Origin of the sequence: Sphingomonas abaci, assembly GCF_014199625.1 — a bacterium.
GTDB lineage: Bacteria > Pseudomonadota > Alphaproteobacteria > Sphingomonadales > Sphingomonadaceae > Sphingomonas > Sphingomonas abaci.
Genome location: NZ_JACHNY010000011.1, coordinates 15,453 through 39,610, shown reverse-complemented (window position 1 = coordinate 39,610; position 24,158 = coordinate 15,453). Strand labels below are relative to the sequence as shown.

The 24,158-nt window shown below is 67.8% G+C and carries 23 protein-coding genes and 4 tRNA genes; 9 read left to right on the top strand and 18 right to left on the bottom strand.

The annotated features are described in order from the left end of the window. Positions 1–48 precede the first annotated feature (48 nt). Positions 49–438 (top strand): response regulator, encoded by a 390-nt coding sequence (locus GGQ96_RS18200; RefSeq protein ID WP_184116801.1) that lies wholly within the window; start codon positions 49–51, stop codon positions 436–438. A gap of 72 nt (positions 439–510) precedes the next feature. Next, positions 511–1,635, top strand: coding sequence for a calcium:cation antiporter (locus tag GGQ96_RS18195; RefSeq protein ID WP_184116800.1), 1,125 nt, complete (start codon positions 511–513; stop codon positions 1,633–1,635). Positions 1,636–2,068: 433 nt separating this feature from the next. On the opposite strand, the gene GGQ96_RS18190 is transcribed toward GGQ96_RS18195, so the two are convergent. Then, a complete protein-coding gene (locus tag GGQ96_RS18190; RefSeq protein ID WP_246360712.1) occupies positions 2,069–2,350 on the bottom strand; it encodes a hypothetical protein in 282 nt (93 codons plus the stop codon). Continuing rightward, a complete protein-coding gene (locus GGQ96_RS18185) occupies positions 2,326–4,041 on the bottom strand; it encodes a M1 family metallopeptidase (RefSeq protein WP_184116799.1) in 1,716 nt (571 codons plus the stop codon). The genes GGQ96_RS18190 and GGQ96_RS18185 overlap by 25 nt, the downstream gene beginning before the upstream one ends. A gap of 247 nt (positions 4,042–4,288) precedes the next feature. On the opposite strand from GGQ96_RS18185, the gene lon reads away from it, so the two are divergent. The 3 genes from lon to GGQ96_RS18170 all read left to right on the top strand — a co-directional run bounded on the left by lon (position 4,289) and on the right by GGQ96_RS18170 (position 7,176). Further along, the gene (lon, locus tag GGQ96_RS18180; protein ID WP_221240054.1) at positions 4,289–6,631 is read left to right on the top strand and encodes an endopeptidase La; all 2,343 of its coding nucleotides are present in this window, start codon (positions 4,289–4,291) and stop codon (positions 6,629–6,631) included. A 132-nt stretch (positions 6,632–6,763) separates the two neighbouring features. Then, positions 6,764–7,036, top strand: coding sequence for an HU family DNA-binding protein (locus tag GGQ96_RS18175; RefSeq protein ID WP_125993169.1), 273 nt, complete (start codon positions 6,764–6,766; stop codon positions 7,034–7,036). A 65-nt stretch (positions 7,037–7,101) separates the two neighbouring features. Further along, positions 7,102–7,176: transfer RNA gene (locus GGQ96_RS18170), tRNA-Val, on the top strand. Between the two features lie 252 nt (positions 7,177–7,428). On the opposite strand, the gene GGQ96_RS18165 is transcribed toward GGQ96_RS18170, so the two are convergent. Next, positions 7,429–8,364 (bottom strand): DUF808 domain-containing protein, encoded by a 936-nt coding sequence (locus tag GGQ96_RS18165; RefSeq protein ID WP_184116797.1) that lies wholly within the window; start codon positions 8,362–8,364, stop codon positions 7,429–7,431. Between the two features lie 192 nt (positions 8,365–8,556). Between GGQ96_RS18165 and GGQ96_RS18160 the strand changes: the two genes are divergently transcribed. Next, positions 8,557–9,573 (top strand): zinc-dependent alcohol dehydrogenase family protein, encoded by a 1,017-nt coding sequence (locus tag GGQ96_RS18160; RefSeq protein WP_184116796.1) that lies wholly within the window; start codon positions 8,557–8,559, stop codon positions 9,571–9,573. A gap of 217 nt (positions 9,574–9,790) precedes the next feature. On the opposite strand, the gene GGQ96_RS18155 is transcribed toward GGQ96_RS18160, so the two are convergent. The 14 genes from GGQ96_RS18155 to aroA form a co-directional block, all read right to left on the bottom strand. Continuing rightward, complete coding sequence (locus tag GGQ96_RS18155) at positions 9,791–10,786, bottom strand: SDR family oxidoreductase (RefSeq protein WP_184116795.1); 996 nt, start codon at positions 10,784–10,786, stop codon at positions 9,791–9,793. Between the two features lie 71 nt (positions 10,787–10,857). Beyond that, positions 10,858–11,616, bottom strand: a complete 759-nt coding sequence (locus tag GGQ96_RS18150; RefSeq protein WP_184116794.1) for a phosphoadenylyl-sulfate reductase — start codon at positions 11,614–11,616, stop codon at positions 10,858–10,860. Next, positions 11,609–12,067: a DUF934 domain-containing protein gene (locus GGQ96_RS18145; RefSeq protein ID WP_184116793.1), complete on the bottom strand. Its 459-nt coding sequence runs from the start codon at positions 12,065–12,067 to the stop codon at positions 11,609–11,611. Before GGQ96_RS18145 ends, GGQ96_RS18150 begins: the two co-directional genes overlap by 8 nt. Beyond that, complete coding sequence (locus tag GGQ96_RS18140) at positions 12,060–13,685, bottom strand: nitrite/sulfite reductase (RefSeq protein ID WP_184116792.1); 1,626 nt, start codon at positions 13,683–13,685, stop codon at positions 12,060–12,062. Before GGQ96_RS18140 ends, GGQ96_RS18145 begins: the two co-directional genes overlap by 8 nt. A gap of 1 nt (position 13,686) precedes the next feature. Further along, positions 13,687–13,983 carry a DUF2849 domain-containing protein gene (locus GGQ96_RS18135; protein WP_184116791.1) on the bottom strand — a complete coding sequence of 99 codons (297 nt, stop codon included), beginning with the start codon at positions 13,981–13,983 and terminating at the stop codon, positions 13,687–13,689. Beyond that, positions 13,980–14,771, bottom strand: coding sequence for a uroporphyrinogen-III C-methyltransferase (cobA, locus tag GGQ96_RS18130; protein ID WP_184116790.1), 792 nt, complete (start codon positions 14,769–14,771; stop codon positions 13,980–13,982). The genes GGQ96_RS18135 and cobA overlap by 4 nt, the downstream gene beginning before the upstream one ends. A gap of 85 nt (positions 14,772–14,856) precedes the next feature. Beyond that, positions 14,857–15,273: a DUF4112 domain-containing protein gene (locus GGQ96_RS18125; RefSeq protein WP_184116789.1), complete on the bottom strand. Its 417-nt coding sequence runs from the start codon at positions 15,271–15,273 to the stop codon at positions 14,857–14,859. A gap of 5 nt (positions 15,274–15,278) precedes the next feature. After that, the gene (locus tag GGQ96_RS18120) at positions 15,279–16,706 is read right to left on the bottom strand and encodes an ABC transporter substrate-binding protein (RefSeq protein WP_246360711.1); all 1,428 of its coding nucleotides are present in this window, start codon (positions 16,704–16,706) and stop codon (positions 15,279–15,281) included. 14 nt (positions 16,707–16,720) lie between these two features. Next, positions 16,721–16,804, bottom strand: a tRNA-Leu gene (locus tag GGQ96_RS18115). A gap of 111 nt (positions 16,805–16,915) precedes the next feature. Next, positions 16,916–17,194, bottom strand: a complete 279-nt coding sequence (gene ihfB / locus GGQ96_RS18110) for an integration host factor subunit beta (protein WP_184116788.1) — start codon at positions 17,192–17,194, stop codon at positions 16,916–16,918. A gap of 152 nt (positions 17,195–17,346) precedes the next feature. Then, positions 17,347–19,059, bottom strand: coding sequence for a 30S ribosomal protein S1 (gene rpsA / locus GGQ96_RS18105; protein WP_184116787.1), 1,713 nt, complete (start codon positions 19,057–19,059; stop codon positions 17,347–17,349). Positions 19,060–19,334: 275 nt separating this feature from the next. Beyond that, on the bottom strand, positions 19,335–20,075 hold the full coding sequence (locus GGQ96_RS21540) for a PEPxxWA-CTERM sorting domain-containing protein (RefSeq protein WP_246360710.1): 741 nt from the start codon (positions 20,073–20,075) through the stop codon (positions 19,335–19,337). Positions 20,076–20,215: 140 nt separating this feature from the next. Continuing rightward, positions 20,216–20,839, bottom strand: a complete 624-nt coding sequence (gene cmk, locus GGQ96_RS18095) for a (d)CMP kinase (RefSeq protein ID WP_184116786.1) — start codon at positions 20,837–20,839, stop codon at positions 20,216–20,218. Then, complete coding sequence (gene aroA / locus GGQ96_RS18090) at positions 20,836–22,182, bottom strand: 3-phosphoshikimate 1-carboxyvinyltransferase (protein ID WP_184116785.1); 1,347 nt, start codon at positions 22,180–22,182, stop codon at positions 20,836–20,838. The genes cmk and aroA overlap by 4 nt, the downstream gene beginning before the upstream one ends. Positions 22,183–22,288: 106 nt before the next feature. Here aroA and GGQ96_RS18085 point away from each other — a divergent pair, with 106 nt between their 5' ends. The 3 genes from GGQ96_RS18085 (at position 22,289) to GGQ96_RS18075 (ending at position 23,095) form a co-directional block, all read left to right on the top strand. Continuing rightward, a complete protein-coding gene (locus GGQ96_RS18085; protein WP_184116784.1) occupies positions 22,289–22,612 on the top strand; it encodes a TIGR02300 family protein in 324 nt (107 codons plus the stop codon). An 81-nt stretch (positions 22,613–22,693) separates the two neighbouring features. Next, a tRNA-Ala gene (locus GGQ96_RS18080) sits at positions 22,694–22,769 on the top strand. Between the two features lie 250 nt (positions 22,770–23,019). Continuing rightward, positions 23,020–23,095: transfer RNA gene (locus GGQ96_RS18075), tRNA-Ala, on the top strand. A 266-nt stretch (positions 23,096–23,361) separates the two neighbouring features. Here GGQ96_RS18075 and GGQ96_RS18070 read toward each other — a convergent pair. After that, a complete protein-coding gene (locus GGQ96_RS18070; RefSeq protein WP_184116783.1) occupies positions 23,362–24,006 on the bottom strand; it encodes a PEPxxWA-CTERM sorting domain-containing protein in 645 nt (214 codons plus the stop codon). Positions 24,007–24,158 lie beyond the last annotated feature (152 nt).

Here is a 24,158-nt window from a genome sequence, read left to right as displayed (position 1 = left end):
GCGCATGATCATGCGCTGCCAGGGGCACAGGATGGGATCGGCTTAGCGATGGACGTGCTCTTCATCGAGGACGATCGCATGAACCGCCGCGTCGTGCGCGACATGCTGGACGTGGCCGGCGCCACCATGAGCGAGGCCGAGGATGCCGAGCAGGGGCTGATCGAAATCGACCGCCACGATTTCACCATCGTGCTGATCGACCTGCGCATGCCGGGCATGGATGGCATCACCGCGATCCGCCACATCCGCGCGCGCGGCGACGCCAAGGCGGCCGTGCCGATCATCGTGGTGACCGCCGACGCTGCCGTCGACCTGCGCGAGCGCTGCCTGGCGGCGGGGGCCGACGACGTCATCTTCAAGCCGGTGGCGATGGATGCCCTGTTCGAATCGATGGGCCGCGTGCTGGCCCAGCGCGACGGGGGCGGCGTGATCGCCTGACTTGAACCGGGTTCGCCCGGACCCTTTCGCGCCGCCAATGCATTCCCATGGGTGGACGCAAAGGGAGGCGGCATGGCGGAAGAGGTGATCGTACCCCAGGGGGCCAAGCGGGCCCTGCTGCATCGGCTGACCTTGCCGTGGTGGACCTTGGTCTTCCCGCTGCTGGGCGTGGCGGCGATCGTGACGTCGCTCGCGACGCTCGGCACGGCGGGCACGCTGATCGCGATCGTCATCCTGATCGGCAGCGTGCTGGCTGCGGTCCATCATGCCGAGGTGGTCGCACACCGGGTCGGCGAGCCGTTCGGCACCCTGGTGCTGGCGATCGCGGTGACGGTGATCGAGGTGTCGCTGATCGTCAGCCTGATGCTGTCGGACGCGGGCGACGCGTCGTCGCTGGCGCGCGACACGGTGTTCGCGGCGATCATGATCATCCTCAACTTCATCGTCGGCCTTTGCCTGCTGGCCGGCGGCATCCGCCACGGCGAGCAGCGCTTCACCCTGCGCGGGGTGAGCGCGGCGCTCTGCGTGCTGGCGGCGATGGCAGTGCTGTCGCTGATCCTGCCCAACTACACCGCCTCCACCGCCGGCCCGACCTATGCGCCATCGCAACTGCTGTTCGTGGCGGTGGTGTCGCTGATCCTCTATGCCGTGTTCGTGATGGTGCAGACGGTGCGGCACCGCGATTATTTCCTGCCGTCGGGCGAAAGCCTGCCTCATGACGCCCATGCCGCGCCGCCGACCGACGCCGGCGCCTGGAGCGCGTTCGGCGTGCTGCTGGTCGCGCTGGTCGTGGTCGTGCTGCTGGCCAAGGCGCTGTCTCCGACCGTCGAGGCGGCGATCCTGGGCGCGGGGCTGCCGCTGGCGCTGGTCGGCGTCATCATCGCCGCGCTGGTGCTCGCGCCCGAAAGCCTCGCCGCCTACCGCGCCGCGAAGCGCAACCGCCTGCAGACCAGCCTGAACCTGGCGCTGGGATCGGCCCTGGCGACGATCGGGCTGACCATGCCGGCGGTGGCGATCGTGTCGCTGGTCCTGGGACTACCCCTGGCGCTGGGGATCAGCGCGAAGAGCATGACGCTGCTGGCGCTATCGCTGTTCGTCGCCACCCTGTCGCTGGGCAACGGCAAGACCACGGTGTTGCAGGGCGTCGTCCACCTGGTGATCTTCGCGGCCTATTTGTTCGTTACCATCGTGCCATGATTCAAAAAAAAGCCGTGAGAGCAGGGGCGTACATGGGAACCAACTGCTGATTGCAATTTGCGCAATCACGATCATCCAACAAGCAATTGCTTAACCACGTGTTGCGATGCACAAGAGTCGTGCCTTTCAGGCATCCTCTCCTAAAAACTTTCCAGCCGGGCTTGTCCCGGCTTTTTTTTGCCTGCGGCTCGTGTACAAGCGCGTCACCAGCCACCGCGTCGTCAATTACAAGACGAGATATGGAGTGGAGCCGCCGGTCAAACCGGCAACGGCCGGTGTTGGTCGGGAGATGAGCGCTGTAATGGCAGCTCTCTCCCGTCAGTTCTCGCTCAAATGCTTATCGCGAACTCGGTTTTTTCTCGACGGGATCGGACCGATGTACTTGCGGCACCGTCCATCGACGGTGCCGAAGTGGTTTCAACCGCAACCAGGCTCATCCTTGCGAGTGCAGACGGTCGGGACGCTTCAGCCGACTCGCGAGCGCTATTCCCGCCCCCAGTTGCATCACGCCATAGAGACGCCGGGCACCGACTCGTCCGGCAAAGGGCCGGACTAGCGAATCGAGTGCGGCCATATCCGATCGCCATAGCGCAACATGGCGGCGGGGCTGCAGGAGGCCGAGAAGCCCGTCGCCGATCATGAAGATCGCCGCCATTTCCGCGACGCGGGCGGCGGCGAGTGCCGTTCCGCTCATTTCGTCTTGCCGTTTCGCCATGCCTGCAATTCCTCGACCGCCGTCGAACGCCTCAACACGCGAGCGAAGGGATCGATCACCACATGCGCGTCGTCGGGCACCGCCAGCATGCCCCGGCCGCCGGTCATTGGCACGGTCACGATCCGGTCGCCCACCTGCACCTCGACGGGGAGCGGGAAGGGACCGTCGCCCGGCACCTTCCAACGCAGCGTCATGTGGCCGCCGGCCCGCTCGGTCACCAGGTCGGGCAATGCGGCCTGGCGCAGATACACGTCGAAGAACCAGCCATAGTCGCGGCCGGTCACCTGACGGACGAAACGCTCATATTCCGCGGTCGAGCCGAAGCGCGGCTGGAAGTTGCCGGGCCTGGGATCGGTTCGGCCATAGACCGCCAGGCGGGTCACGTCCCAGAACGCCGCGTCGCCGATCAGGCCGCGCAGCGTGTGGAGCATCCACGAGCCCTTGTTGTAGATGTCGAGGCCGGGGCCGCCGTCCTTGGCCTCGTACACCTCCTCCTCGGTGATGACGCGGCCGCGCACGATCGGCACCTGGTTGGCGATGGCGCCGCGCTGCCCCTGCATCATCGCGGCATAGCGCGCCTCGCCCTCGCGCCACCGACCATAGGCGGGCTGCATATAGCTGCCATAGCCCTCGTGCAGCCAGTAATCGTCCCAATTGGCGGCGGTCAGCTGGTTGCCGAACCATTCGTGGCTGAACTCGTGCTGGAAGAGCCAGTCGAACCCCTCGATCGCCTTGGCATAGTCGTTGCCGTAAGCGTTGATCGTCTGGTGCTCCATGCCCTTGTACGGGGTCTCCACCACGCCGACCTTCTCGTCGCCAAACGGATAGGGACCGATCAGCGTCTCGAAAAAGTCGAGCGTCGGCGCGAATTCGGCGAAGAGCCGCTCGGCCTGCGCCTTCTCGCCCGGCAGGTACCAGTAGGCCATCGGGATGCTGTTGCCGAACCGGCTCTTGTACGTGCCGCTGATCTGCTCGTACGGCCCGACATTGAGGGCGATGCCATAGGTGTTGGGATGCGCGATCCGCCAGTTCCAGCGGCTGCGGCCGTCGGGCAGCGTATCGACGCCCAGCAGTACGCCGTTGGACGGGGCCTTCAACCCCTTCGGAACGATGATGTGCAGCGTCACCTGCGCCGGCTCGCCCTTCGGGAAATCGAGGCAGGGCCAGAACAGGTCGCACCCATAGCCCTCCGCCGTGGTGGCGAACCAGGTGCGGCCGTCCCGGGTCTTCGACCAGACGACGCCGTCGTCCCAGGGAGCGCGCACCGCGACATGCGGCGTCCCGCCATAGGTGATGCGTGCGCTGACCGACTGTCCGTTGGCGAGTGGCCGGGGCAGGCGGACGACCAGTTGTCCCTCCGGGTTCGACCAGGCGGCGGGCGGCAGGTCAACGCCGTCGATCGCGATCGCGCGAACCGGCAGGTTGCGGTCGAGGTCGATCACCAGCCGCTCGAGCGGTGCGGTGGCGGTGAAGCCCAGGGTCGCCACGCCCTCCAGTCGGTAACGGTCGGGCAATAGCTCGAATGCTAGATCGGCGGTGTCGAAGCGCATCGCCAGCTGTTCGGGCGGGCGTACGCCGCCCGATCGCTGCGTCTGCGCGGTGACGGGCGGCGTGCCCTTGGCCGGCGGCGCGGTGTCGGATGGAGCGGCGGTGGCCAGGACGGCGAGGGGGGCGAGCAGGGATGCGAACATGGACGGGACCGGACAAGAGGGACGGGCGACCGCCCGAGCCCCTGCACGGCTATAGGATGAAGAGGGCTTTGCCTATGCCGGGAGGCTTGCGCGATCCCGACGTCGCACCGGTCGCCGTGCAGGTGATTGATGGATGGGGCATCACCGCCCATATAGGACAAAAGCGCCGATCGAACGGCGCGCGGAGTAGCTTGTGAATCATACCCTGCCGGTACTTCCCCTGCGCGACATCGTCGTCTTCCCGGCCATGATCGTGCCGTTGTTCGTGGGTCGCGAGAAATCGGTCGCGGCGCTGGAGACGGCGATGGCCGGCGACAAGGAGATCTTCCTCGTCGCCCAGCTCGACCCCGCCGAGGACGATCCCTCGCGCGAGGATCTGTACGAGATCGGCGTCACCGCCACCGTGTTGCAACTGTTGAAGCTGCCCGACGGCACCGTGCGCGTGCTGGTCGAGGGCAAGCAGCGCGCCCGGCTGGGCGAGCTGGCCCCGGCCGCCGATCATCTCGCCGCCAGCGTCGATCTGGTCGAGGACGAAGCAGGCGAGGGCGTCGAGATCGAGGCGCTGATGCGCTCGGTCGTGTCGCAGTTCGAGAACTATTCCAAGCTCAACAAGAAGCTGCCGGCGGAAACCGCGGTGCAGCTCGGCGAGCTGGAGGATGCCGCGCGGCTGGCCGACGCGGTGGCCGCCAACATCCAGGTCAAGGTCGCCGACAAGCAGGCGCTGCTGGTCGAGACCGATCCGGCCAAGCGGCTGGAAATGGCCTTCGCGCTGATGGAGGGCGAGCTCGGCGTCCTCCAGGTCGAGAAGAAGATCAAGACCCGCGTCAAGCGCCAGATGGAAAAGTCGCAGCGCGAATATTACCTCAACGAGCAGCTCAAGGCGATCCAGCGCGAGCTGGGCAATGGCGACGAGGAAGGCGAGGGCGACGAACTTGCCGAGCTGACCCAGAAGATCGCGACGCTCAAGCTGTCGAAGGAGGCCCGCACCAAGGCGACGGCCGAGCTGAAGAAGCTGAAGACCATGGCGCCGATGAGCGCCGAGGCGACGGTGGTGCGCAACTATCTCGACGTGCTGCTCGGCCTGCCTTGGGGCAAGAGGTCGAAGATCAAGAAGGACATCCCCGCAGCCGAGGCGATCCTGAACGAGGATCATTACGCGCTGGAGAAGGTCAAGGACCGGATCGTCGAATATCTGGGCGTCCAGGCGCGCACCAACAAGCTGAAAGGTCCGATCCTGTGTCTGGTCGGCCCGCCGGGCGTCGGCAAGACGTCGCTGGGCAAGTCGATCGCGAAGGCGACCGGCCGCGAGTTCATCCGCCAGTCGCTGGGCGGCGTGCGCGACGAGGCCGAGATCCGTGGCCATCGCCGGACCTATATCGGCTCGATGCCGGGCAAGATCGTGACCAACCTGAAAAAGGCCGGCACGTCCAACCCGCTGTTCCTGCTCGACGAGATCGACAAGCTGGGCCAGGATTTCCGCGGCGACCCGGCCTCGGCGCTGCTCGAGGTGCTGGACCCAGAGCAGAATGGCAAGTTCAACGACCATTATCTGGAGATCGACATCGATCTGTCGGACGTGATGTTCGTCTGCACGGCCAACACGCTCAACCTGCCCCAGCCGCTGCTTGACCGGATGGAGATCATCCGGCTGGAGGGCTATACCGAGGACGAGAAGGTCGAGATCGCCGAACGCCATCTGGTCGCCAAGCAGGTCGAGGCGCACGGCCTGAAGGACGGCGAGTTCACGCTGACCCAGGCGGGCCTGCGCGCGCTGATCCAGCGCTACACGCGCGAGGCGGGCGTGCGTACGCTGGAGCGCGAGATCGCCAAGCTGTGCCGCAAGGCGCTGCGCCAGATTTTGGAAGGCAAGGCGGAAAGCGTGACGATCACGCCCGACAATTTGTCCGATTTCGCCGGCGTGCAGAAGTATCGCCATGGCCTGGGCGAGACCGAGCATCAGATCGGCGCGGTGACCGGGCTGGCCTGGACCGAGGTGGGCGGCGAGTTGCTGACCATCGAATCGGTGACGGTGCCGGGCAAGGGCCAGGTGAAGACCACCGGCAAGCTGGGCGACGTGATGAAGGAGTCGGTGCAGGCCGCCTTCAGCTTCGTCCAGGCGCGTTCGCCATCCTATGGCATCAAGCCCAGCCTGTTCCACCGCAAGGACATCCATATCCACCTGCCCGAGGGCGCGGTGCCCAAGGACGGACCGTCGGCGGGCATCGGCATCGTCACCTCGATCGTGTCGACGCTGACCGGCGTGCCGGTGCGCCGCGAGGTGGCGATGACCGGCGAGGTGACGCTGCGCGGCCGGGTGCTGCCGATCGGCGGGCTGAAGGAGAAGCTGCTCGCCGCGCTGCGCGGCGGGATCACCACGGTGCTGATCCCGCACGAGAACGAGAAGGATCTCGCCGATGTGCCCGCCAGCATCAAGGACGGCCTGACGATCGTGCCGGTCCAGCATGTCGACGAAGTCCTGCGCCTGGCGCTGACCGAGCCGCTGGAGGCGATCGACTGGACCGAAACCGATGAATTGGCGGCACTTCCGCCCGCGCCGATCGCGTCGGCCGGGGGCGAGCTACACCACTGAACCCGGAACCGCTGCGCGTCGCCTCGTCGCGCGGCGGTTGACTCGGGCTAAATGCTCGCTCTTATTGGGACTTCTGCCGCGCGGATTGATTCCGGCGCGCGTGACGACGCTTTATCTTTTGGGGGTTAATCGATGAACAAGCAGGAGCTGATCGCGACGGTCGCGGACACGTCGGGGCTCGGCAAGGTGGATGCGACCAAGGCGGTGGAGGCGGTGTTCGACGCCATCTCCGCCAGCCTGCGCAAGGGTGACGAGGTCCGTCTGGTCGGCTTCGGCACCTTTTCCGTGTCCAAGCGCAAGGCATCGACCGGCCGCAACCCGCGCACCGGCGAGCCGATGACGATCAAGGCCTCCAGCCAGCCCAAGTTCAAGGCCGGCAAGATCCTGAAGGACTCGGTGAACTGATTTTTTTGCGGAAGGTGGCTGGACAGGCGGAAAACCACCGCCTAAAGGGCTGCCTCCCGGACGATGGGCGCGTAGCTCAGCGGTAGAGCACACCCTTCACACGGGTGGGGTCACAGGTTCAATCCCTGTCGCGCCCACCATCGTCCCGGTCTTCCAAATGCCCGCCTCCCGACCCGCCAGCGCGGTTCGGCGGCGGGCGTTTTGCGTTTTGGAGCGGAGCGAGGTTTTTCACCCACTTGTTCCCGGCGGAGGCCGGGGCCCGTTGGGAAGGCTTCAATAATGGAGCGTCGCACTTCGTTCACAATAACGGAGTCCAGCGTTTCCATCAGCAGCGTCCCCCGACTGGGCCCCGGCTTTCGCTGGGGAGCGGGGCGGGAGATTCCAGTACCCCCTTAGTGCGGCTTGCGCTTCACCTTGTGCAGGATCGCGACGATCAGCCCGCCAGCGACCAGCCCGACGATCGCCGAGCCGATGGCGGTGACGATCCAGGCCAGCACGCCGTGCAGCGCCGGCACCGCACCCGCCACCGTTTCGGCGGCATGATGCACGACATGTTCTGGCGCCGCGAAACCCAGCCCGGCCATGCCATGGACCAGGATGCCGCCGCCCACCCAGATCATCGCCGCGGTGCCGATCGCCGCAAGCGTGGACATGATCACCGGCATCGCCTTCACCATGCCGCGCCCTATTGCCTGGACCGCCGCGGAATCCTTGCCGGCGAGGTGCAGGCCGATATCGTCCAGCTTCACGATCAGGCCGACCAGGCCATAGACGCCGACCGTAATCGCCACCGCGACGATCGCCAGCGCCACCGCCTGTGCGAAGATGCCGCTGCCCGACACCTCGGCCAGCGCAATCGCCATGATCTCGGCCGACAGGATGAAGTCGGTGCGCACGGCGCCGCTGACCTTCTGCTGCTCCAGCGCCTCCGGCGTGGTCGCGCCTTCCGCCGCCTCTTCGGTCGCGTGATGGCCGCCAAAGGCCTCGACCAGCTTCTCCACGCCCTCGAAGCAGAGATAGGCGCCGCCGATCATCAGCAGCGGCGTCAGCGCCCAGGGGGCGAAGGCGCTCAGCACCAGCGCCAGCGGCAACAGGATCAGCAGCTTGTTGCGCAGCGACCCCAGCGCGATCTTGCCGATGATCGGCAGTTCGCGCGCGGGCGACAGCCCGGTGACGTACCGCGGGGTGACGGCGGTATCGTCGATCACCACGCCCACCGCCTTGGTGCCGGCGCGGCTGGCGGCGGCCCCGACATCGTCGAGCGAGGCGGCGGCGAGGCGGGTGATCCCCGCGACATCGTCCAGCAAGGCGGCCAGTCCACTCGGCATGTCGTCACTCTCCGTCCGCGCACAACTTCCCGTCCATCGCGCGGGCGGCGCGCTCGATGAACGATCCGTCATGATGCTGCGCCGCCATGGTGTAAAGCCGTCGCAGGACGGCCGGGGGTGGCTGACCTGGGGCAGGTGGCGGGAGAGTTTGGCGGAATCGGTCGTTGAGGCGGCAAAGCCAAGGAGTTGACGATGAAGGCAATGATCGTTCGCGCGCCCGCCGGGCTGGACCGGCTGACGATGGAGGAACGGCCCGACCCCGGCCAGCCCGGTGCGGGCGAGATCCGGGTGGCCCTGCATGGCAGCTCGCTCAACTATCATGACCTGGGCGTGGTCACCGGCCGGATGGGCGCACCCGATCCGGAGCGCGGCCGGGTGCCGCTCGCCGACGGGGCCGGCGTCGTGGAGAGCGTCGGCGCGGGGGTGAGCGAGTTCGCGACCGGCGATGCGGTCGTCTCTTGCTTCTTCCCGCAATGGCAGGACGGCACGGCGCGAGTCGGCGATTTCGCCGGCACGCCCGGCGACGGGATCGATGGGTTCGCGCAGGAGGCCGTGGTTCTGCCCGCCACCGCCTTCACCCATGCCCCCAAGAACCTGGACGCGGTGGAGGCGGCGACGATCACCACCGCCGGGTTGACCGCCTGGCGCGCGCTGGTCTGCGATGGCGGGTTGAAGGCGGGCGACACGGTGCTGCTGCTCGGCACCGGCGGCGTGTCGATCTGGGCGCTCCAGATCGCCAAGGCGATGGGCGCGACGGTGGCGATCACCTCGTCCTCCGGCGAGAAGCTGGAGCGCGCGCGCGCGCTGGGCGCGGACTTCACGCTCAACTATCGCGAGATGCCGCAATGGGGGCGCGCCATCGCCGACTGGACCGGTGGGCTGGGCGTCGACCATGTCGTCGAGGTCGGCGGGCCGGGGACGCTCGCCCAGTCGATCGACGCGGTGCGGGTCGGCGGCCATATCTCGCTGATCGGCGTGCTGACCGGAGCGAGCGGCGACGTGCCGACCGCCGCCCTGATGGGCAAACAGGCGCGCTTACAGGGCCTGATCGTCGGCAGCCGGCGGATGCAGCAGGATTTCGTCCGCGCGATCGAGGCGAACGCCATTCGCCCGGTGATCGACCGCCGCTTCCCGCTGGAGCGGCTGGCCGACGCCTTCGCCTATGAGGAAAGCGCCGGCCATTTCGGCAAGATCGGCGTGGAATGGTAAACGTCGTCCTCCGCTAAAAAAGGGCGGGGGTGCCAAGATCTCGAAACCGCCCCTGCAAAGGCCGGGACCCGGTTGGGAAGGCGGACGTAACGGGGTGCAAACTTTCCCGATGAACGTCCCCCGACTGGATCCCGGTCCTCGCCGGGGTGGTGCGTAAATTCCGGAGCTATGTCGGACTTGCGCATGATCCCGGCACGGGATGCGGATGTGTCGAATCCTATGGCTGCCCCGTCCCGCCAGCGGCGCCATAGACCTGACCGGTCGAGAAGGTGGCGTCATTGGCGGCGAGCTGGACGAAGATCGACCCCAGCTCGACCGGCTGGCCCGGTCGGCCCAGCGACGTGTCGCCGCCGAACTCGCGCAATTTCTCCGCCGTCGCGCCGCCTGCGACCTGGAGCGGCGTCCAGATCGGCCCCGGCGCCACGCCGTTGACGCGGATGCCCTTGGGCCCGAGCTGCTTGGCCAGCGACTTGGTGAAGTTCATCATCGCCGCCTTCGTCATGGCATAGTCGACCAGATTGGCGGACGGGTCGTAAGCCTGTTCGGAGGTCGTCTGGATGATCGACGCCCCGGCCGGCAGATGCGGCAGCGCTGCCTTGGTGATCCAGAACATCGCATAGAGGTTGGTCTTCATCGTCGCGTCGAAATCCTCCGACGACAGGTCGGCGAGCGCTTGCCGCTGCTGCTGGCGGCCGGCATTGTTGACCAGCAGGTCGAGGCCGCCCAGCTCGCGCACGGTCTGCGCGACCATGCGGTTGCACCAGCGCTCGTCGCGGATGTCGCCGGGCAGCCCCAGCGCCGTGCGCCCGGCCTGGCGGATCAGGGCGATCACCTCGCGCGCGTCGGCTTCCTCCGCCGGCAGGTAGCTGATCGCCACATCCGCACCCTCGCGCGCGAAGGCGATGGCGGCGGCGCGGCCGATGCCCGAATCGCCGCCCGTCACCAGCGCTCGCCGGCCGGTGAGCCGGCCCGAGCCGACATAGCTGGTTTCGCCATGATCGGGGCGCGGCGTCATCTTGCCGGCAAGGCCGGGGAAGGGCTGCATCGCCGTGTCGAAGGGCGGGCGCGGATAGCGGGTGCGTGGGTCGGGCAGCGCTGCCCCTGCCGCCGACTTGGCGCGCTGCGCCGCCGCCGGTGCGGCGATGCCGGCGACGGCCAGCCCCGCCGCGGTACCCGCCATCATGTCACGCCGCGAAAAATCCCGATCCGTCATTATGCCGTCTCCTGTTGTCGAGGCGGCAACGGGCAGGCGTGTCGCGGGTTCAGTAACTTAGAGCAGCGCAGTCAGAAAATCGGGTCCTCGCCGGGCGTTACCGCCTGGTGGATGCCGCATTCCACCTTATCCCAGCCGCGCCAGCGCCCCGCGCGCGGGTCTTCGCCCGGCTGCACACGCGACGTGCAGGGCGCGCAGCCGATCGACAGATAGCCCTGCGCCTCCAACGGATGGCGCGGCAGTTCATGCGCCACGAAATAGGCTTCGAGATCGGCCTTCGGCCAGTCGGCGAGCGGATTGATCTTCAGCCGCCCGTCCTCGACCTCGAAGCGGGGCAGCGCCTGGCGCGTGCCGGCCTGGAAGCCCTTGCGCCCCGAGATCCAGGCGGAGAAGGGGGCCAGCGCGCGGCGCAGCGGCTCGACCTTGCGGATTTCGCAGCAGCCATCCGGGTCATAGGACCAGCGCAACCCCTTGTCGTCCTTCAGCCGGAGGAGACGGGGGTCCGGACGGAAAACACGCAGGTCGGTCAGGCCCAGCCGCTCGGACAGTTCGTCGCGATATGCCAGCGTCTCGCCGAACATCTTCTGCGTGTTGGTGAAGATCACCGGCACGTCCGCATCGATGCTTGCCACCATGTGCAGCAGCACCGCCGACTCCGCACCGAAGGACGAGACGGAGGCGATTCGCCCCGACAGTTCGCCCGTGATCAATTCGCGCAGCATGTCAGGGGCGGGCACGCCGGCGAAGCGCGCCTGCATCGCCGCCGCGTCCGCTGCGGTGAAGGCAGGGCGGACATCGATCAGGTCGAGATCGCGCGCGGCCTCACCCATGGCGCTTCCTCCAGACCGGCACCACCGGGTCGGCGGCCGCCTGGTAGTGGTCGCCATAGCGGTCCAGGCTGGCGCGCAGCGTCGCGGCGTCGATCTCCGTTTCCGGCGCGAAGCTGTCGAAGCCGCAACGCCGCATCAACGGCAACTGGTCGACCAGTACGTCGCCCGCCGCGCGGAGTTCGCCGGCATAGCCCGCCTCGCGCAGGATGCGACCGGCCGAATAGCCGCGCCCGTCGCGGAAGGTGGGGAAGCTCACCTCGATCAGCGCCAGCCGGTCGAGGTGCGGCAGCAGCGCACGGGCATCCTCGCCCGCCTCGAGCCGGACGGCCGTGGCGTTGGTCTGTTCGGCCAGAAAGGAATCGAGCGTCACCGCCGGCTCGTCATGCGGCTCGTCGTCGCGGAAGCGGAGCAGCGGCTCGCCGCCGATCGACGCGCGGTCGAGATCACCCATAGATCGCCTCCTTGAACGGCTGCATCCCCACGCGGCGATAGGTGTCGAGGAAGCGCTCGCCCGCCTGCCGCAATTCGACATAGGTGCAAGTGGCGCGGTCGACCGCGTCGACCACCCCGTCCTCGTCAAAGCCGGGGCCGGTGATCTTGCCGAGCGACACATCCTCCGCCCCCGAACCTCCGAAGGAGAGCTGGTAGTTCTCCACACCCTTCTTATCCACGCCAAGGATGCCGATATGGCCGGCATGGTGATGGCCGCAGGCGTTGATGCAGCCGGAGATCTTCACCTTCAGCTCGCCCAGGTCGTGCTGGCGCGGCGCGAGCCGCACCGCCAGCTTCTGCGCCAGCGGGATCGAGCGGGCATTGGCCAGGCTGCAATAGTCCAGGCCGGGGCAGGCGATGATGTCCGTCACCAGATCGAGATTGGCCTCCGCCAGCCCCGCCTCGCGCAAGCGCGTCCAGATGGCGGGCAGGTCGGCCTTGCGGACATGCGGCAGGACCAGGTTCTGCGCGTGCGTGACGCGCAGCTCGTCGAAGCTGTAGCGCTCGGCCAAGTCGGCGACCAGGTCCATCTGATCGGCCGAGGCGTCGCCGGGGATGCCGCCGATCGACTTCAGGCTGATCGTGACGATCGCATGGCCTGGCTGCTTGTGCGCGGCGACATTCTGATCGAGCCAGACCGCAAAATCCGGATCGCTGCGATCGATCGCCTCGGGGGCGTCGGCCGAGAAGGCGGGGGCGGCGAACATCGCCTGGATGCGCTCCAGCTCGGCGCGCGGCGGGTCTATCCCGAGCTGCTTGACCGCGACGAACTCCTCCTCGACCTGGCGGCGATACTCGTCCGCGCCGATCTCATGGACCAGGATCTTGATCCGCGCCTTGTAGATGTTGTCGCGCCGGCCGTAGCGATTGTAGACACGCAGCGCCGCTTCCAGATAGCTCATCAGGTCGTCGACAGGGACGAAGTCGCGGATCAGCGGCGCGATCATCGGCGTGCGGCCCATGCCGCCGCCGGCATAGATGCGCGCGCCGACCGCGCCATCCTGCTCGACCAGCTGGATGCCGATATCGTGCAGCCGCATCGCCGCGCGATCCTCGTTCGCCGCGATCACCGCGATCTTGAACTTGCGCGGCAGGTAGCTGAATTCGGGATGGAAGGTCGACCATTGCCGCAGCAGCTCCGCCCAGGGGCGGGGATCGGTCACCTCGTCCGCCGCCGCGCCGGCGAACTGATCGGACGAAATGTTGCGGATGCAATTGCCGCTGGTCTGGATGGCGTGCATCTCGACCTTGGCCAGCCGCTCCAGGATCGTCGGCGTATCCTCCAGCTTGATCCAGTTGAACTGGAGGTTCTGGCGCGTGGTGAAGTGGCCATAGCCCCGGTCGAACTCGCGCGCGATCCCCGCCAGCGTGCGCAACTGGCGCGAGTCGAGCGTGCCATAGGGGATGGCGACGCGCAGCATATAGGCGTGGAGCTGGAGATAGAGGCCGTTCATCAGCCTGAGCGGCTTGAACTGATCCTCGGTCAACTGCCCCGCCAACCGGCGTCGGACCTGGTCGCGGAACTCGTCGACGCGCGCATCGACGATCGCCTGGTCATATTGGTCGTAACGATACATGTCAGATCACCCAATGGCCGGCCTGGGGGTCGGCGGGCTTGAGGGTCAGGTCGGGGCGAACGGTGGGGCCGAGCGCGCGGATCCGGTCCTTGATATGCGCGGGACGTGGGCCGTCCGCGGTGGCGGTCGCATCGATGACGTAGGGCACGTTGACGCGGCGAGCGCCTTCCTCGGCACGGGCGATCGCTTCGCCCTCCGCGCCGACATCGACCGCCTCCTCGATATGGCGCGACCAGCCGCTGCCGGTCCACCAGGTCACGTCGCCGCTGGCGAGGTCGTTGCCGGTCAGCAACTTCATGCCGCGCTCTCCTCGGCGATTCGCGCCCAACGGGCCAGCTTGTCCTCGGCATCCGACAGCAGCACGACCTCGCCGACGACGATGATCGCCGGGCTGCCGACGCGCTCGCGTTCCACCATCGCGCCGAGATCGGCGAGCAGGGTGCGGATCGCGCGGTGGCCCGGCTGGGTACCGCGCTCCAGCACCGCGACCGGCATGTCGGGGGCGACCCCGTCCGCCATCAGCTTGTCGGCGATCGCCGCCGCTGTCGCGACGCCCATATAGATGACCAGGGTGCGGCCTTGCCCGGCCAAACCCGACCAGTCCTGTTCCGACAGGCCCTTGCACTGGCCGGCGACAAAACTGACCGCCGAGCTGTGGTCGCGGTGGGTCAGCGGCAACATCGCCTCGGCCGCGCAGCCGAGCGCGGCCGACACGCCGGGGATCACCTCGACCGGCAGGCCGGCGGCGCGCACCGCCTCCACTTCCTCGCCGCCGCGCCCGAAGATAAAGGGATCGCCGCCCTTCAGGCGCACGACCAGGCTGCCGGTGCGGACATGCGCGACGATCAGGGCATTGATCGCCTCCTGCGGCAGCGTGTGTTGCGCGCGCCGCTTCGCGACCGAAATACGCTGCGCGGTGGTGGGGGCGATGTCGAGCACGCGCGGGTCGATCAACCCGTCATGCACGACGACATCCGCCGCCTTCAGCGCTTCGACGGCGCGGATTGTGAGCAGGCCCGGGTCGCCGGGACCCGCGCCGACCAGGATCACGCGGCCGCGATTATGGGGATCGAGCAGAGTTGCCATGCATCCCAGATGGCGGTTCGGCGGGGCCGCGACAATCGAGCGATGCTTTGCGCAGGGGTAGGGCAGCTATCGCCGCCCCAGCCGCTCATCCCTCGATCACGGTCGCGCCGGGATGGTGGCGATCGAGATGGCGACGGATGATCCGCAGGTTGCGCGTGTTGGAGCGGAAGAAGAAGTCCGCCGCGTCGCCGACGAACGGGATCAGACCCAGCGCCGCGTCGAAACCGACATTGCCCATCATCCGCGCCAGCTGCCATTTCGACAGGCCCAGATTGCGCGCTTCCCAGACGATATAGCTGCCCATCAGGGCGGTGATCGCATCGCCCACCACCGGCACCAGGCCGACGATGAAATCGAGGCCGACGGGCCGGTTGGTGCCGGGAAGGGTGAAGCTGCGCTCCAGCAGCCTCTCCATCGCCTCGATCCGGCGACGCACCGAAACGGGGTCGCGGCCGAGCGGCAGGGCATCGAAGATCGTGGGGTCGATCCGTGTGGTGGTCATGATCCCTAATTGGGATCGGCGCGCAGCCGATTCAACGGATGCCACGCTCGGGCATTGGCCTGCCACGCCGCCAACCGGGTGGCGACCAGCGACCAGCGTAAGGGGCGGGCCAGCGGGATGAAGGCGGTGTCGCGGTTGAGCGCGGCGTCCGCCTCGGCGATGCGCTGCGACCGCAGGCGGAGCGTCGGGGCGTCGCGACCGGACTCCAGCAGGGCGGAGGCGTCGTCGCTGCACGGCGCGCAGGCGTTGGCGAGATACCAGCGGGCGCTGTCATAGGGCGCGACCCGGTCGATCAGCCGCAGGTCGGCGGGCGAATCGGGGCCGACACGGCGGGACTCGATGCCGATGGCGCGCAGCGCGGCGGCGAGCTGCCCGAACAACAGGGTGCCGCCGGGGCCGGCGGGCAGGGCGAGGGACAGCGAGACAGGGCCACCGCTCCAGGCCGCGACGCGACCGCGGGCCAGCTCGCGGCGCTGGTCGATGGTCAGCAGCGACCAGTCGGGGATTTGCGGCGGCGCGGCGGAGTCGAGCGTGTCCGGCAACAGCCGGTCGGTCGCTTCCCAGCCCGGCGCGATCGCCGCGACCAGGGCGCCGCGATCGATCGCCGCCGACAAGGCCGCGCGATTGGCGGGATCGGCCAGGAAGCCGGTGCGAGTGGCGATGGCCAGGCCGAAGAGGCCCGCCGCCGGATCAAGACGCAGCGCCCCGCGCGGCAGTTCCGCCAGCGCCAGCAACGGCCAGTCGGCGATGGTGCCACCACTGACCAAATCGGACTTGCCGCGCGCGAAGCGCAGGATCGCAGCGGAGGCGCGCTCGCCGATCAGCCGTACGTTTTCCTCCGGCTCGCGCTCGCGCTGGTCGTCGGGATCGGCGATGCCGGGATCGAAGGCGGGGCGCAGCAGCGGCGACACGCTGCGTTCGGCGATGCGGAACGGCCCGCTGCCGGCGGGTGGATCGAGGCGCAGCAACGCCATTTCCGGCTGGGCGAACAGCTTGAGCAGGTCGGGACGCGGGCGCTTCAGCCGGACCTCGATGACTTGCGGCGTCATCACCACGATCTCGTCGATCGCGGTCAGGAAGGGGGCGAGCGGGTTCCGCGCTCGTGGGCTCAGCCGACGTTCGAGCAGGCGCACCACCTGCTCGGCGGTGACGGGCGCGCCATCCGCCCAGCGGGCGTCGCGGAGGCGGAAGATATAGCTGCCGCCATTGTCGATGACCGTCCAACGCTCGGCCAGTCCCGGCTCGATCTGCCCGGCGGCGTCGAAGCGAACCAGCCCCTGTGCGGTCGAATCGAGCAGCAGCCGCGACGGCAGGTCGGCACGGGGCGAGAAGCCGGTCGCATAGCGCGGCGGTCCGCCGATGGCGCTGACCACCACAGGCCCGCGATCGGGCCGCCGCTGGCAGCCGGCGGGCAGCAGCAGCGCCGGGAGCAAGGTGAGAAGGGCGGTGGTGCGGACGGCGGGACTCGAACCCGCACTCCGAAGGAAGCCGATTTTAAGTCGGCTGCGTCTACCGATTTCGCCACGTCCGCCCACGTCGCGCGTGAAGCCTGAAGCCGGCGCCGGCGTCAAGTCCGGTGACTGGACCGGTTCGATCAAGTCCGGAATGGCCAGGCCGGACACGCCGCGGGGCCGGCCGCCGTTCAGACGTTGAGCTTGGCGCGCATTTCCTTGCCGGGCTTGAAATAGGGGACTCGCTTGGCCTCGACATCCACCGTCTCGCCGGTGCGCGGGTTGCGGCCGGTGCGGGCGTCGCGGGCGCGGGTGGAGAAGGCGCCGAAGCCGCGGATCTCGACGCGGCCGCCGGCCGCGAGGCGCTCGGTGATCTCGCCGAAGAAGGTCGCCACGATGGCTTCGACTTCCTTGGGGCTGAGCGTGGGGTTTTCGTCTGCGACCTTCTGAACCAGTTCGGACCTAATCATTCTATCCCCCGAAGATGACGGTCCGTTCCTAATACAGGTTAATTCTGCGGAGAGAAGCCCAATTTGGCGGCAAGGCGCGAAGAAATTGGGAGAAATGACACGGACTTGTACCAAAAAGGGCCGGAGCGTCGCTCCGGCCCTTTCCTGTTGGCTTACTTCTTTTCGCTCTGGGCCTTCAGCGCGGCGCCCAGGATGTCACCGAGCGAAGCGCCCGAGTCGGACGAGCCGTACTGCGCCACGGCCTGCTTCTCCTCGGCGATCTGCATCGCCTTGACCGAGAAGGTCGGCTTCTTCGAACGATCGAAGCCGGTGACCATCGCGTCGAGCTTCTGGCCGACCTGGAACCGCTCCGGACGCTGCTCGTCACGGTCGCGGCCGAGATCGGTGCGCTTGATGAAGCCGGTCACGCCGTCGTCACCCTGCTGCACTTCAAGGCCCGCGTCGCGCACTTCGAGCACGGTGACGGTGACGACCTGGTTCTTGCCCAGGTTGCTGCCGCCGGTGGCCGCGCCGACCGACGGGCCGCCACGCTCGAGCTGCTTCATGCCGAGGCTGATGCGCTCCTTCTCCGCGTCGATGTCGAGCACGATCGCCTGGACGGTCTCGCCCTTGCGATGCAGCGCCAGCGCATCCTCGCCCGACACGCCCCAGGCGATGTCCGACATGTGGACCATGCCGTCGACATCGTTGTCCAAGCCGATGAACAGGCCGAACTCGGTCGCGTTCTTGACTTCGCCCTCGACGGTCGAGCCGATCGGGTGCGCGGCGGCGAACGCCTCCCACGGATTGGCCTGCGCCTGCTTCAGGCCCAGCGAGATGCGACGCTTGTCGCTGTCGACCTCGAGCACCACCACATCGACCTCCTGCGAGGTCGAGACGATCTTGCCCGGATGGACGTTCTTCTTGGTCCAGGACATTTCCGAAACGTGGACCAGGCCTTCGATGCCCGGCTCCAGCTCGACGAACGCACCATATTCGGTGATGTTCGTGACGCGGCCCGACAGCTTGGCGCCGACCGGATACTTGGCGCTCGCGCCATCCCACGGATCGCTCTCGAGCTGCTTCATGCCGAGGCTGATGCGCTGCGTGTCCTTGTTGATGCGGATGATCTGGACGCGCACGGTGTCGCCGATCGCGATCATCTCCGAGGGATGGTTGACGCGCTTGTACGACAGGTCGGTGACGTGCAGCAGGCCGTCGATGCCGCCCAGGTCGACGAACGCACCGTAATCGGTGATGTTCTTGACGACGCCGTCGATCACCTGGCCCTCGGCCAGGCTCTGGATCAGGCCCGAGCGCTGCTCGGCGCGAGTCTCTTCGAGCACGGCGCGACGCGACACGACGATGTTGCCGCGCTTGCGGTCCATCTTCAGGATCTGGAACGGCTGCGGGATGTCCATCAGCGGCGTGACGTCGCGCACCGGACGGATATCGACCTGCGAACCCGGCAGGAACGCCACCGCGCCCGACAGGTCGACGGTGAAGCCGCCCTTGACGCGGCCGAAGATCGTGCCTTCGACGCGGGCCGACTTGGAGAATTCGAGCTCGAGCTTGTCCCAGGCGGCTTCGCGGCGCGCGCGGTCGCGCGACAGCATCGCTTCGCCGTGCATGTTCTCGACCCGGTCGACATAGACTTCGACTTCATCGCCGACCTTCAGCTCGGCCTTCTGGCCGGGGGCGGGGGCGAATTCGCGGAGCGGCACGCGGCCTTCCGACTTCAGGCCGACGTCGATGACGGCCATGTCGTTTTCGATCGCGGTGACGGTGCCGTGCACCACGCGACCCTCGAAGCTGTCGGCGCCGCCGAACATGTCATCGAGCATCGCCGCGAAATCATCGCGGCTGGGCTGAATCTGGGTTGCCATTAGAAAATGTCTTCCTCGGGGTTCGTTTCCGGCCAAGCGGTTGGGTCCGCTGGTCTTGGCCAAAACGCCGCGACGGCCCCATGCCGGCACGGCATCCGTCGGACCGATGATGCGAAAAGGGCGCGAGAGGCCATGGCCCGTCGCGCCGATCTTCGCGGGCACCTGCCCGTCGAACCTGTTCTCTATAGGAGAGGGGCGACAAAAAAGCAATCGCCGCTCGCCGGGCCCATCCGGTCCCGCGCGCCAAAGGGAAGCGCGCGCGGGACCGGCCGGGATCAGGCATAGACCGCGGTGGTGCTGCGACGGCGATAGCGGGCGGCGGCGCCGATCATCGCGAAGCCGACCAGCATCATCGCCCAGGTCGCGGGCTCCGGCACCGCCGCGACGCTGCTGACATTGACGCCGGCGAGCTTGAAGGCGTCGAAGATCTTCGGCGCGTCGGGCGACATCGTGCTGATCATCCAGATATTGCCGATCGCGGTGCTGCCGAGCGCCAGCGAGCGGCTGCCGTCCATGCCGTTGCCATAGGAGATGGCGCTGCCGGTGAACGCCTTGGACAGGCTGTCGACCGACATGGTGCCGTTCCACGCCGTGGCGGTGTTGCCCCAGCGGATCAACGCGTTGTTGTCGGGCGCCGAGCCGTACAGGTCGAAGGTGTTGAACACCGCCGAGGTCAGCTTCACCGCCTGGTCGAACTGGAGGATGAAGAAGTCGGTGCCAAAATAGCTGTCCGCCTGGTGCGAGCCGTAGGCGCCGCTCTCGATCGCGTTGGTGATGCCGAGGCCATCGGTGCCATAGCTGCCGACCGCGCTGCGGCCGACGCCGAAGCCGAAATCGGTCCAGCCGGTGACCTTGACGTTCAGCGTCTGGCCGTTGCTCGTGGCATTATAGGTGCGGGCGTCGGTGTTGCTGCCCGCCGTGCCGCCATTGGTCATCGCGACCGAAAAGTTCGTGGCATAGGCCGGGGCGGCGGCGAAGATGGCGGCGGCGGCGGTGGTGATGAAGATGTTGCGCATGTTGTTGCTCTCACTCGATATTCTGTGAAAGCACTTTCGCTAAGTGGCTGATTTCCTTCAACCGATGCTTATGGTTAACAAAATCCTGCTTTGATACGCGCCGTGGTTAACGGCCATCCACCATCCAGGCGGGACGTCCATCAGGCGGCGACGCGCGCCTCCACCAGCGCGATCGCGCGGCGGACCGACTCGTCGATCGTCAGAAAGCTGGTGTCGAGCAGCGCCGAATCGGGAGCCTGAACCAGCGGCGCGGCGGCGCGGCCGCTGTCGCGTGCATCGCGGGCACGGATGTCCGCCAGCACCTTGTCATAGCTGATCGTTGCGCCGTGTGCGTGAAGCTCGCTGTGGCGGCGACGCGCGCGAATCTGCGGCGTCGCCTTGACGAACAGCTTGGCGTCCGCCTCCGGCGCGATCACCGTGCCGATGTCGCGGCCGTCGAGCACCGCGCCGCCGGGCTGGTGGGCGAAACGCTTCTGCCGCTGGAACAGCGAGGCACGGACCAGGGGATGCGCTGACACGACCGAGGCGAGTTGACCCACCGCGTCGCTGCGCAGGCCGGGATCGGCGAGCAGCGAATCGTCGAAGTCGCAGGCGGCGACCGCATCCGCTTCCTTCGTCGCGTCCAGTTCCAGCCGCTGCACCGTCATCGCGACGGCACGGTAGAGCAGGCCGGTGTCGAGATGCGGCAGGCCGTAGTGGCGGGCGAGCGCGCGGGCGATCGTGCCCTTGCCGCTGGCGGCGGGGCCATCGACCGCGATGATCATGCCGCCTGCTCCGCCGTGTCGGCCGCCAGACGGTCGAGGGAGGCGTAGAAGCCGGGATAGCTGGTCGCGACCGGCGCGGCGTCGTCGATCGTGATCGGTCGCCGGGCATGGAGCGCGGCGACCGACAGGCTCATCGCAATGCGGTGGTCGAGCAGCGAGGCGATGGTCGCGCCGCCGGCGATCGGCGCGCCGCCGGTGCCGGTGATCGCCAAGCCGTCCTCAAACTCCTCGCACACTACGCCGCACAGTTCCAGCGCGGCCCGCATCGCGGCGATCCGGTCGCTTTCCTTGACGCGCAGTTCGTGCGCGCCGCGGGCCACGGTGCGACCTTCCGCGAAGGCGGCGGCGACGAACAGCACCGGATATTCGTCGATCATGCTCGGCGTCAGCTCGGTCGGCACCTCGATCGCGCGCAGGGTCGCGTGGCGCACGCGCAGGTCGGCGACCGGCTCGCCACCGACGACGCGCGCATTTTCTTCGGTAATGTCCGCCCCCATCAGGCGCAGCGCCGCGATCACGCCGGTGCGCGTCGGGTTGAGACCGACATTCGCCACAAGGATGTCGGAATCCGGCACCACCGAGGCGGCGACCAGCCAGAAAGCGGCGGAGGAGGGGTCGCCGGGCACGACGATCTGTTGCGGGCGAAGCTCGGCTTCGCCCCGAATCTGTATGATCCGGCCCTCCGGACCCTGCTCGACGCTGAGGTCAGCACCGAAGCCGGCGAGCATCCGCTCCGAATGGTCACGCGTCGCCACCGGCTCGATCACGGTGGTGATGCCGGGCGTGTTGAGGCCCGCCAGCAGGATCGCCGACTTCACCTGCGCGGAGGCGACCGGCAGCGTGTAGGTGATCGGCACCGCCGGGCACAGACCGCGCAGCATCAGCGGCAGTCGGCCGCCGAGCGAGGCGGTGATCGCCGCGCCCATCGCCGACAACGGCTCGATCACCCGCCCCATCGGCCGGCCCGACAGGCTGGCATCGCCGGTGAAGGTGGCGGTGATCGCGTGGGAGGCGACCAGGCCCATCAGCAGCCGGGTCGACGTGCCCGAATTGCCCATCTCCAGCGCCGTGTCCGGCTGGCGCAGGCCGCCGACCCCGACGCCGTGAATGCGCCAGATGCCGTCCGCGCCGCGCTGGATCTCGGCGCCCATGGCCCGCATCGCGGCGGCGGTGGCGAGGACGTCCTCACCCTCCAGCAGCCCCTCCACCCGACTCTCGCCCACGGCGAGCGCGGACAGCATCAGCGAGCGGTGGCTGATCGACTTGTCGCCCGGGACGGTGATCGTGCCGCGCAGCGGGCCGCAGGGGCCAAGCGTCTTGGTTTGGGGCGGAAGGTGGCTCATGGGGCAGGCGCTTTGACAGCCGTCTTGCGCTATGGCAAGGCGCGGGCCATCTCGCTGGGATAGCATCCCTGGGGTATTCCCAATTCCGAAAGGCTAAGGACACGGCATGATCAAGCCGGAATGGGGCACGAAGCGTACGTGCCCGAAATGCGCGACGCGTTTCTACGACCTCGAAAAGGACGATCCCGTCACCTGCATCACCTGCGGGTATGCTTGGGAGCCGGAGCCGATCCTGAAGTCGAAGCAGCCGCTGCCCTTCGAGGCGCAGAAGTCCGACACGCAGAAGCCCGACGCCGACCTGGAAGGCGATGACGAGGATCTGGAGGACATCACCGGCGAGGACGAAGAGCCTTCGGCGGACGATGAAGTGGACCTCGGCGGCGACGACGACCTGGGCGTCGAGACGTCGAGCGACGAGGACGAACATTGATGTGAGAAATTTGGCAGGCGGTGGAAACACCGCTTGCCAAGCTTCGGCGAGGCGGCTAGTGGGCTGCCTCCCGGACGGAATGGGGCCGTAGCTCAGCTGGGAGAGCGTCGCAATGGCATTGCGAAGGTCAGGGGTTCGATCCCCCTCGGCTCCACCATATCCGTCCCGACCGCCGCGTGCGCTGGTCTGACCCTAAATCCCATCTACTTCGGTCCGGTGCAGAGGCAGCAGTCTTTTGCGCCGTTTTCGCGCGTCTGGCGGTGCGGCCGGTGGATCGTCGGGATTCCACGACAGAGGCGCGGCGGCGTGCGGGGGCGAGGGTGCCGGCTGAAATTCAGCGGCGGCCAGCGTTCTTCTACTTGCCATCCTCGGGACGCCCGGTTAAGGGGCTGCCTCCCGAACGGAATGGGGCCGTAGCTCAGCTGGGAGAGCGTCGCAATGGCATTGCGAAGGTCAGGGGTTCGATCCCCCTCGGCTCCACCATATCCGTCCCGAAGTCGCTGCCACGGGCGACGCCCCGCCACGCGCTGACAACCACGACCGCCCTGGCGGGGATAAGCAGCGGGGCGTGACCTCCCACGCAGTCCCGCGGTCTCCCACCACTACGCATCGCACCGGTGCTGCTATGCCGTGTGCCGGTCTGTCATGGGCGCAACGGGGGCGTGCCGCACGCCCGCGACATGGCGAACAGGCCGGCGGATCGCTCCACCGGCCCCGTCGGCATCAAGCTTGGCCCGGCCGCGCGTCGCTCAGGCGAGGCGGGCGGTGAGGCTGCGGCGGCGATAGCGCGCTGCGCCCGCCACCATCCCCAGGCCGACCAGCATCATCGCCCATGTCGTAGGTTCGGGCACCGCCGCGATCGTCGGCGCAGGCGCGGCCGATGTCGTGGCCAGCGTCGCGCTGCCCGAAAAGGCGGAGTTGCCGGTTGCGTTGAAGGTGATGGTCAGCGTCGACGCGGTGGCGTCCTGGGCGCGCAGCGGATTGCTGGTGAACCCGTACAGGACCAGCGAGCCGCTGGTCGAGACGTCGCTGCGATCAGCGAACGCCGTGGTGATCGCCCGAAAGGCCGAGAAATCGAACTGACCGCCATGCCCGTCGCCGAACTGGAACAGGTTGGTCAGCGTCTGGTCGATCGCGGTGCCGACCGTCTTGCTGAACCGGACCGCGCCGTCCATCGTCCCGGTCAGCCCGGCCGCCGCCGCGAAGGCGCCGGTGGACACGACCTGGAACGTGCTGCCCTTCGCTACGGAGAAGGCCGATTCCGCATCGCTCAGCGCGATCGTCGGAGCGAACAGAAAGGCGGAGCTGACCGTGCCATCGGTGATGGTGGCGGCTCCCGCCGGCGCGGCCGCGATCGCGGCGGCTGCGGCAAGCGCCAGAAAGATCGTTTGCATACATATCCCCCATGTCTGCCGGTCAGGACGACCGTTCGAGCAAATGGAGGTATAAACCTGGGATAATGATGCAAGCTATGCCGATTTGCGGCCGTCATGCGCCACGGTGGCACAGGCGGGACTGGCCGGCGCTTCATCCGAAGCGCCGGCCA

Bases quoted from the DNA above. Each gene is read 5' to 3' on its own strand.
- GGQ96_RS18200 (WP_184116801.1), top strand. From the start codon at position 49: ATGGACGTGCTCTTCATCGAGGACGATCGCATGAACCGCCGCGTCGTG.
- ihfB (WP_184116788.1), bottom strand. From the start codon at position 17,194: ATGATTAGGTCCGAACTGGTTCAGAAGGTCGCAGACGAAAACCCCACG.
- GGQ96_RS18135 (WP_184116791.1), bottom strand. From the start codon at position 13,983: ATGAAGTTGCTGACCGGCAACGACCTCGCCAGCGGCGACGTGACCTGG.
- GGQ96_RS18175 (WP_125993169.1), top strand. From the start codon at position 6,764: ATGAACAAGCAGGAGCTGATCGCGACGGTCGCGGACACGTCGGGGCTC.
- lon (WP_221240054.1), top strand. From the start codon at position 4,289: ATGATCGTGCCGTTGTTCGTGGGTCGCGAGAAATCGGTCGCGGCGCTG.
- GGQ96_RS18195 (WP_184116800.1), top strand. From the start codon at position 511: ATGGCGGAAGAGGTGATCGTACCCCAGGGGGCCAAGCGGGCCCTGCTG.
- GGQ96_RS18125 (WP_184116789.1), bottom strand. From the start codon at position 15,273: ATGACCACCACACGGATCGACCCCACGATCTTCGATGCCCTGCCGCTC.
- rpsA (WP_184116787.1), bottom strand. From the start codon at position 19,059: ATGGCAACCCAGATTCAGCCCAGCCGCGATGATTTCGCGGCGATGCTC.
- GGQ96_RS21540 (WP_246360710.1), bottom strand. From the start codon at position 20,075: ATGCGCAACATCTTCATCACCACCGCCGCCGCCGCCATCTTCGCCGCC.
- aroA (WP_184116785.1), bottom strand. From the start codon at position 22,182: ATGAGCCACCTTCCGCCCCAAACCAAGACGCTTGGCCCCTGCGGCCCG.
- GGQ96_RS18070 (WP_184116783.1), bottom strand. From the start codon at position 24,006: ATGCAAACGATCTTTCTGGCGCTTGCCGCAGCCGCCGCGATCGCGGCC.
- GGQ96_RS18160 (WP_184116796.1), top strand. From the start codon at position 8,557: ATGAAGGCAATGATCGTTCGCGCGCCCGCCGGGCTGGACCGGCTGACG.
- GGQ96_RS18165 (WP_184116797.1), bottom strand. From the start codon at position 8,364: ATGCCGAGTGGACTGGCCGCCTTGCTGGACGATGTCGCGGGGATCACC.
- cmk (WP_184116786.1), bottom strand. From the start codon at position 20,839: ATGATCATCGCGGTCGATGGCCCCGCCGCCAGCGGCAAGGGCACGATC.
- GGQ96_RS18150 (WP_184116794.1), bottom strand. From the start codon at position 11,616: ATGGGTGAGGCCGCGCGCGATCTCGACCTGATCGATGTCCGCCCTGCC.
- GGQ96_RS18155 (WP_184116795.1), bottom strand. From the start codon at position 10,786: ATGACGGATCGGGATTTTTCGCGGCGTGACATGATGGCGGGTACCGCG.
- GGQ96_RS18140 (WP_184116792.1), bottom strand. From the start codon at position 13,685: ATGTATCGTTACGACCAATATGACCAGGCGATCGTCGATGCGCGCGTC.
- GGQ96_RS18190 (WP_246360712.1), bottom strand. From the start codon at position 2,350: ATGGCGAAACGGCAAGACGAAATGAGCGGAACGGCACTCGCCGCCGCC.
- GGQ96_RS18185 (WP_184116799.1), bottom strand. From the start codon at position 4,041: ATGTTCGCATCCCTGCTCGCCCCCCTCGCCGTCCTGGCCACCGCCGCT.
- GGQ96_RS18145 (WP_184116793.1), bottom strand. From the start codon at position 12,067: ATGGGTGATCTCGACCGCGCGTCGATCGGCGGCGAGCCGCTGCTCCGC.
- cobA (WP_184116790.1), bottom strand. From the start codon at position 14,771: ATGGCAACTCTGCTCGATCCCCATAATCGCGGCCGCGTGATCCTGGTC.
- GGQ96_RS18085 (WP_184116784.1), top strand. From the start codon at position 22,289: ATGATCAAGCCGGAATGGGGCACGAAGCGTACGTGCCCGAAATGCGCG.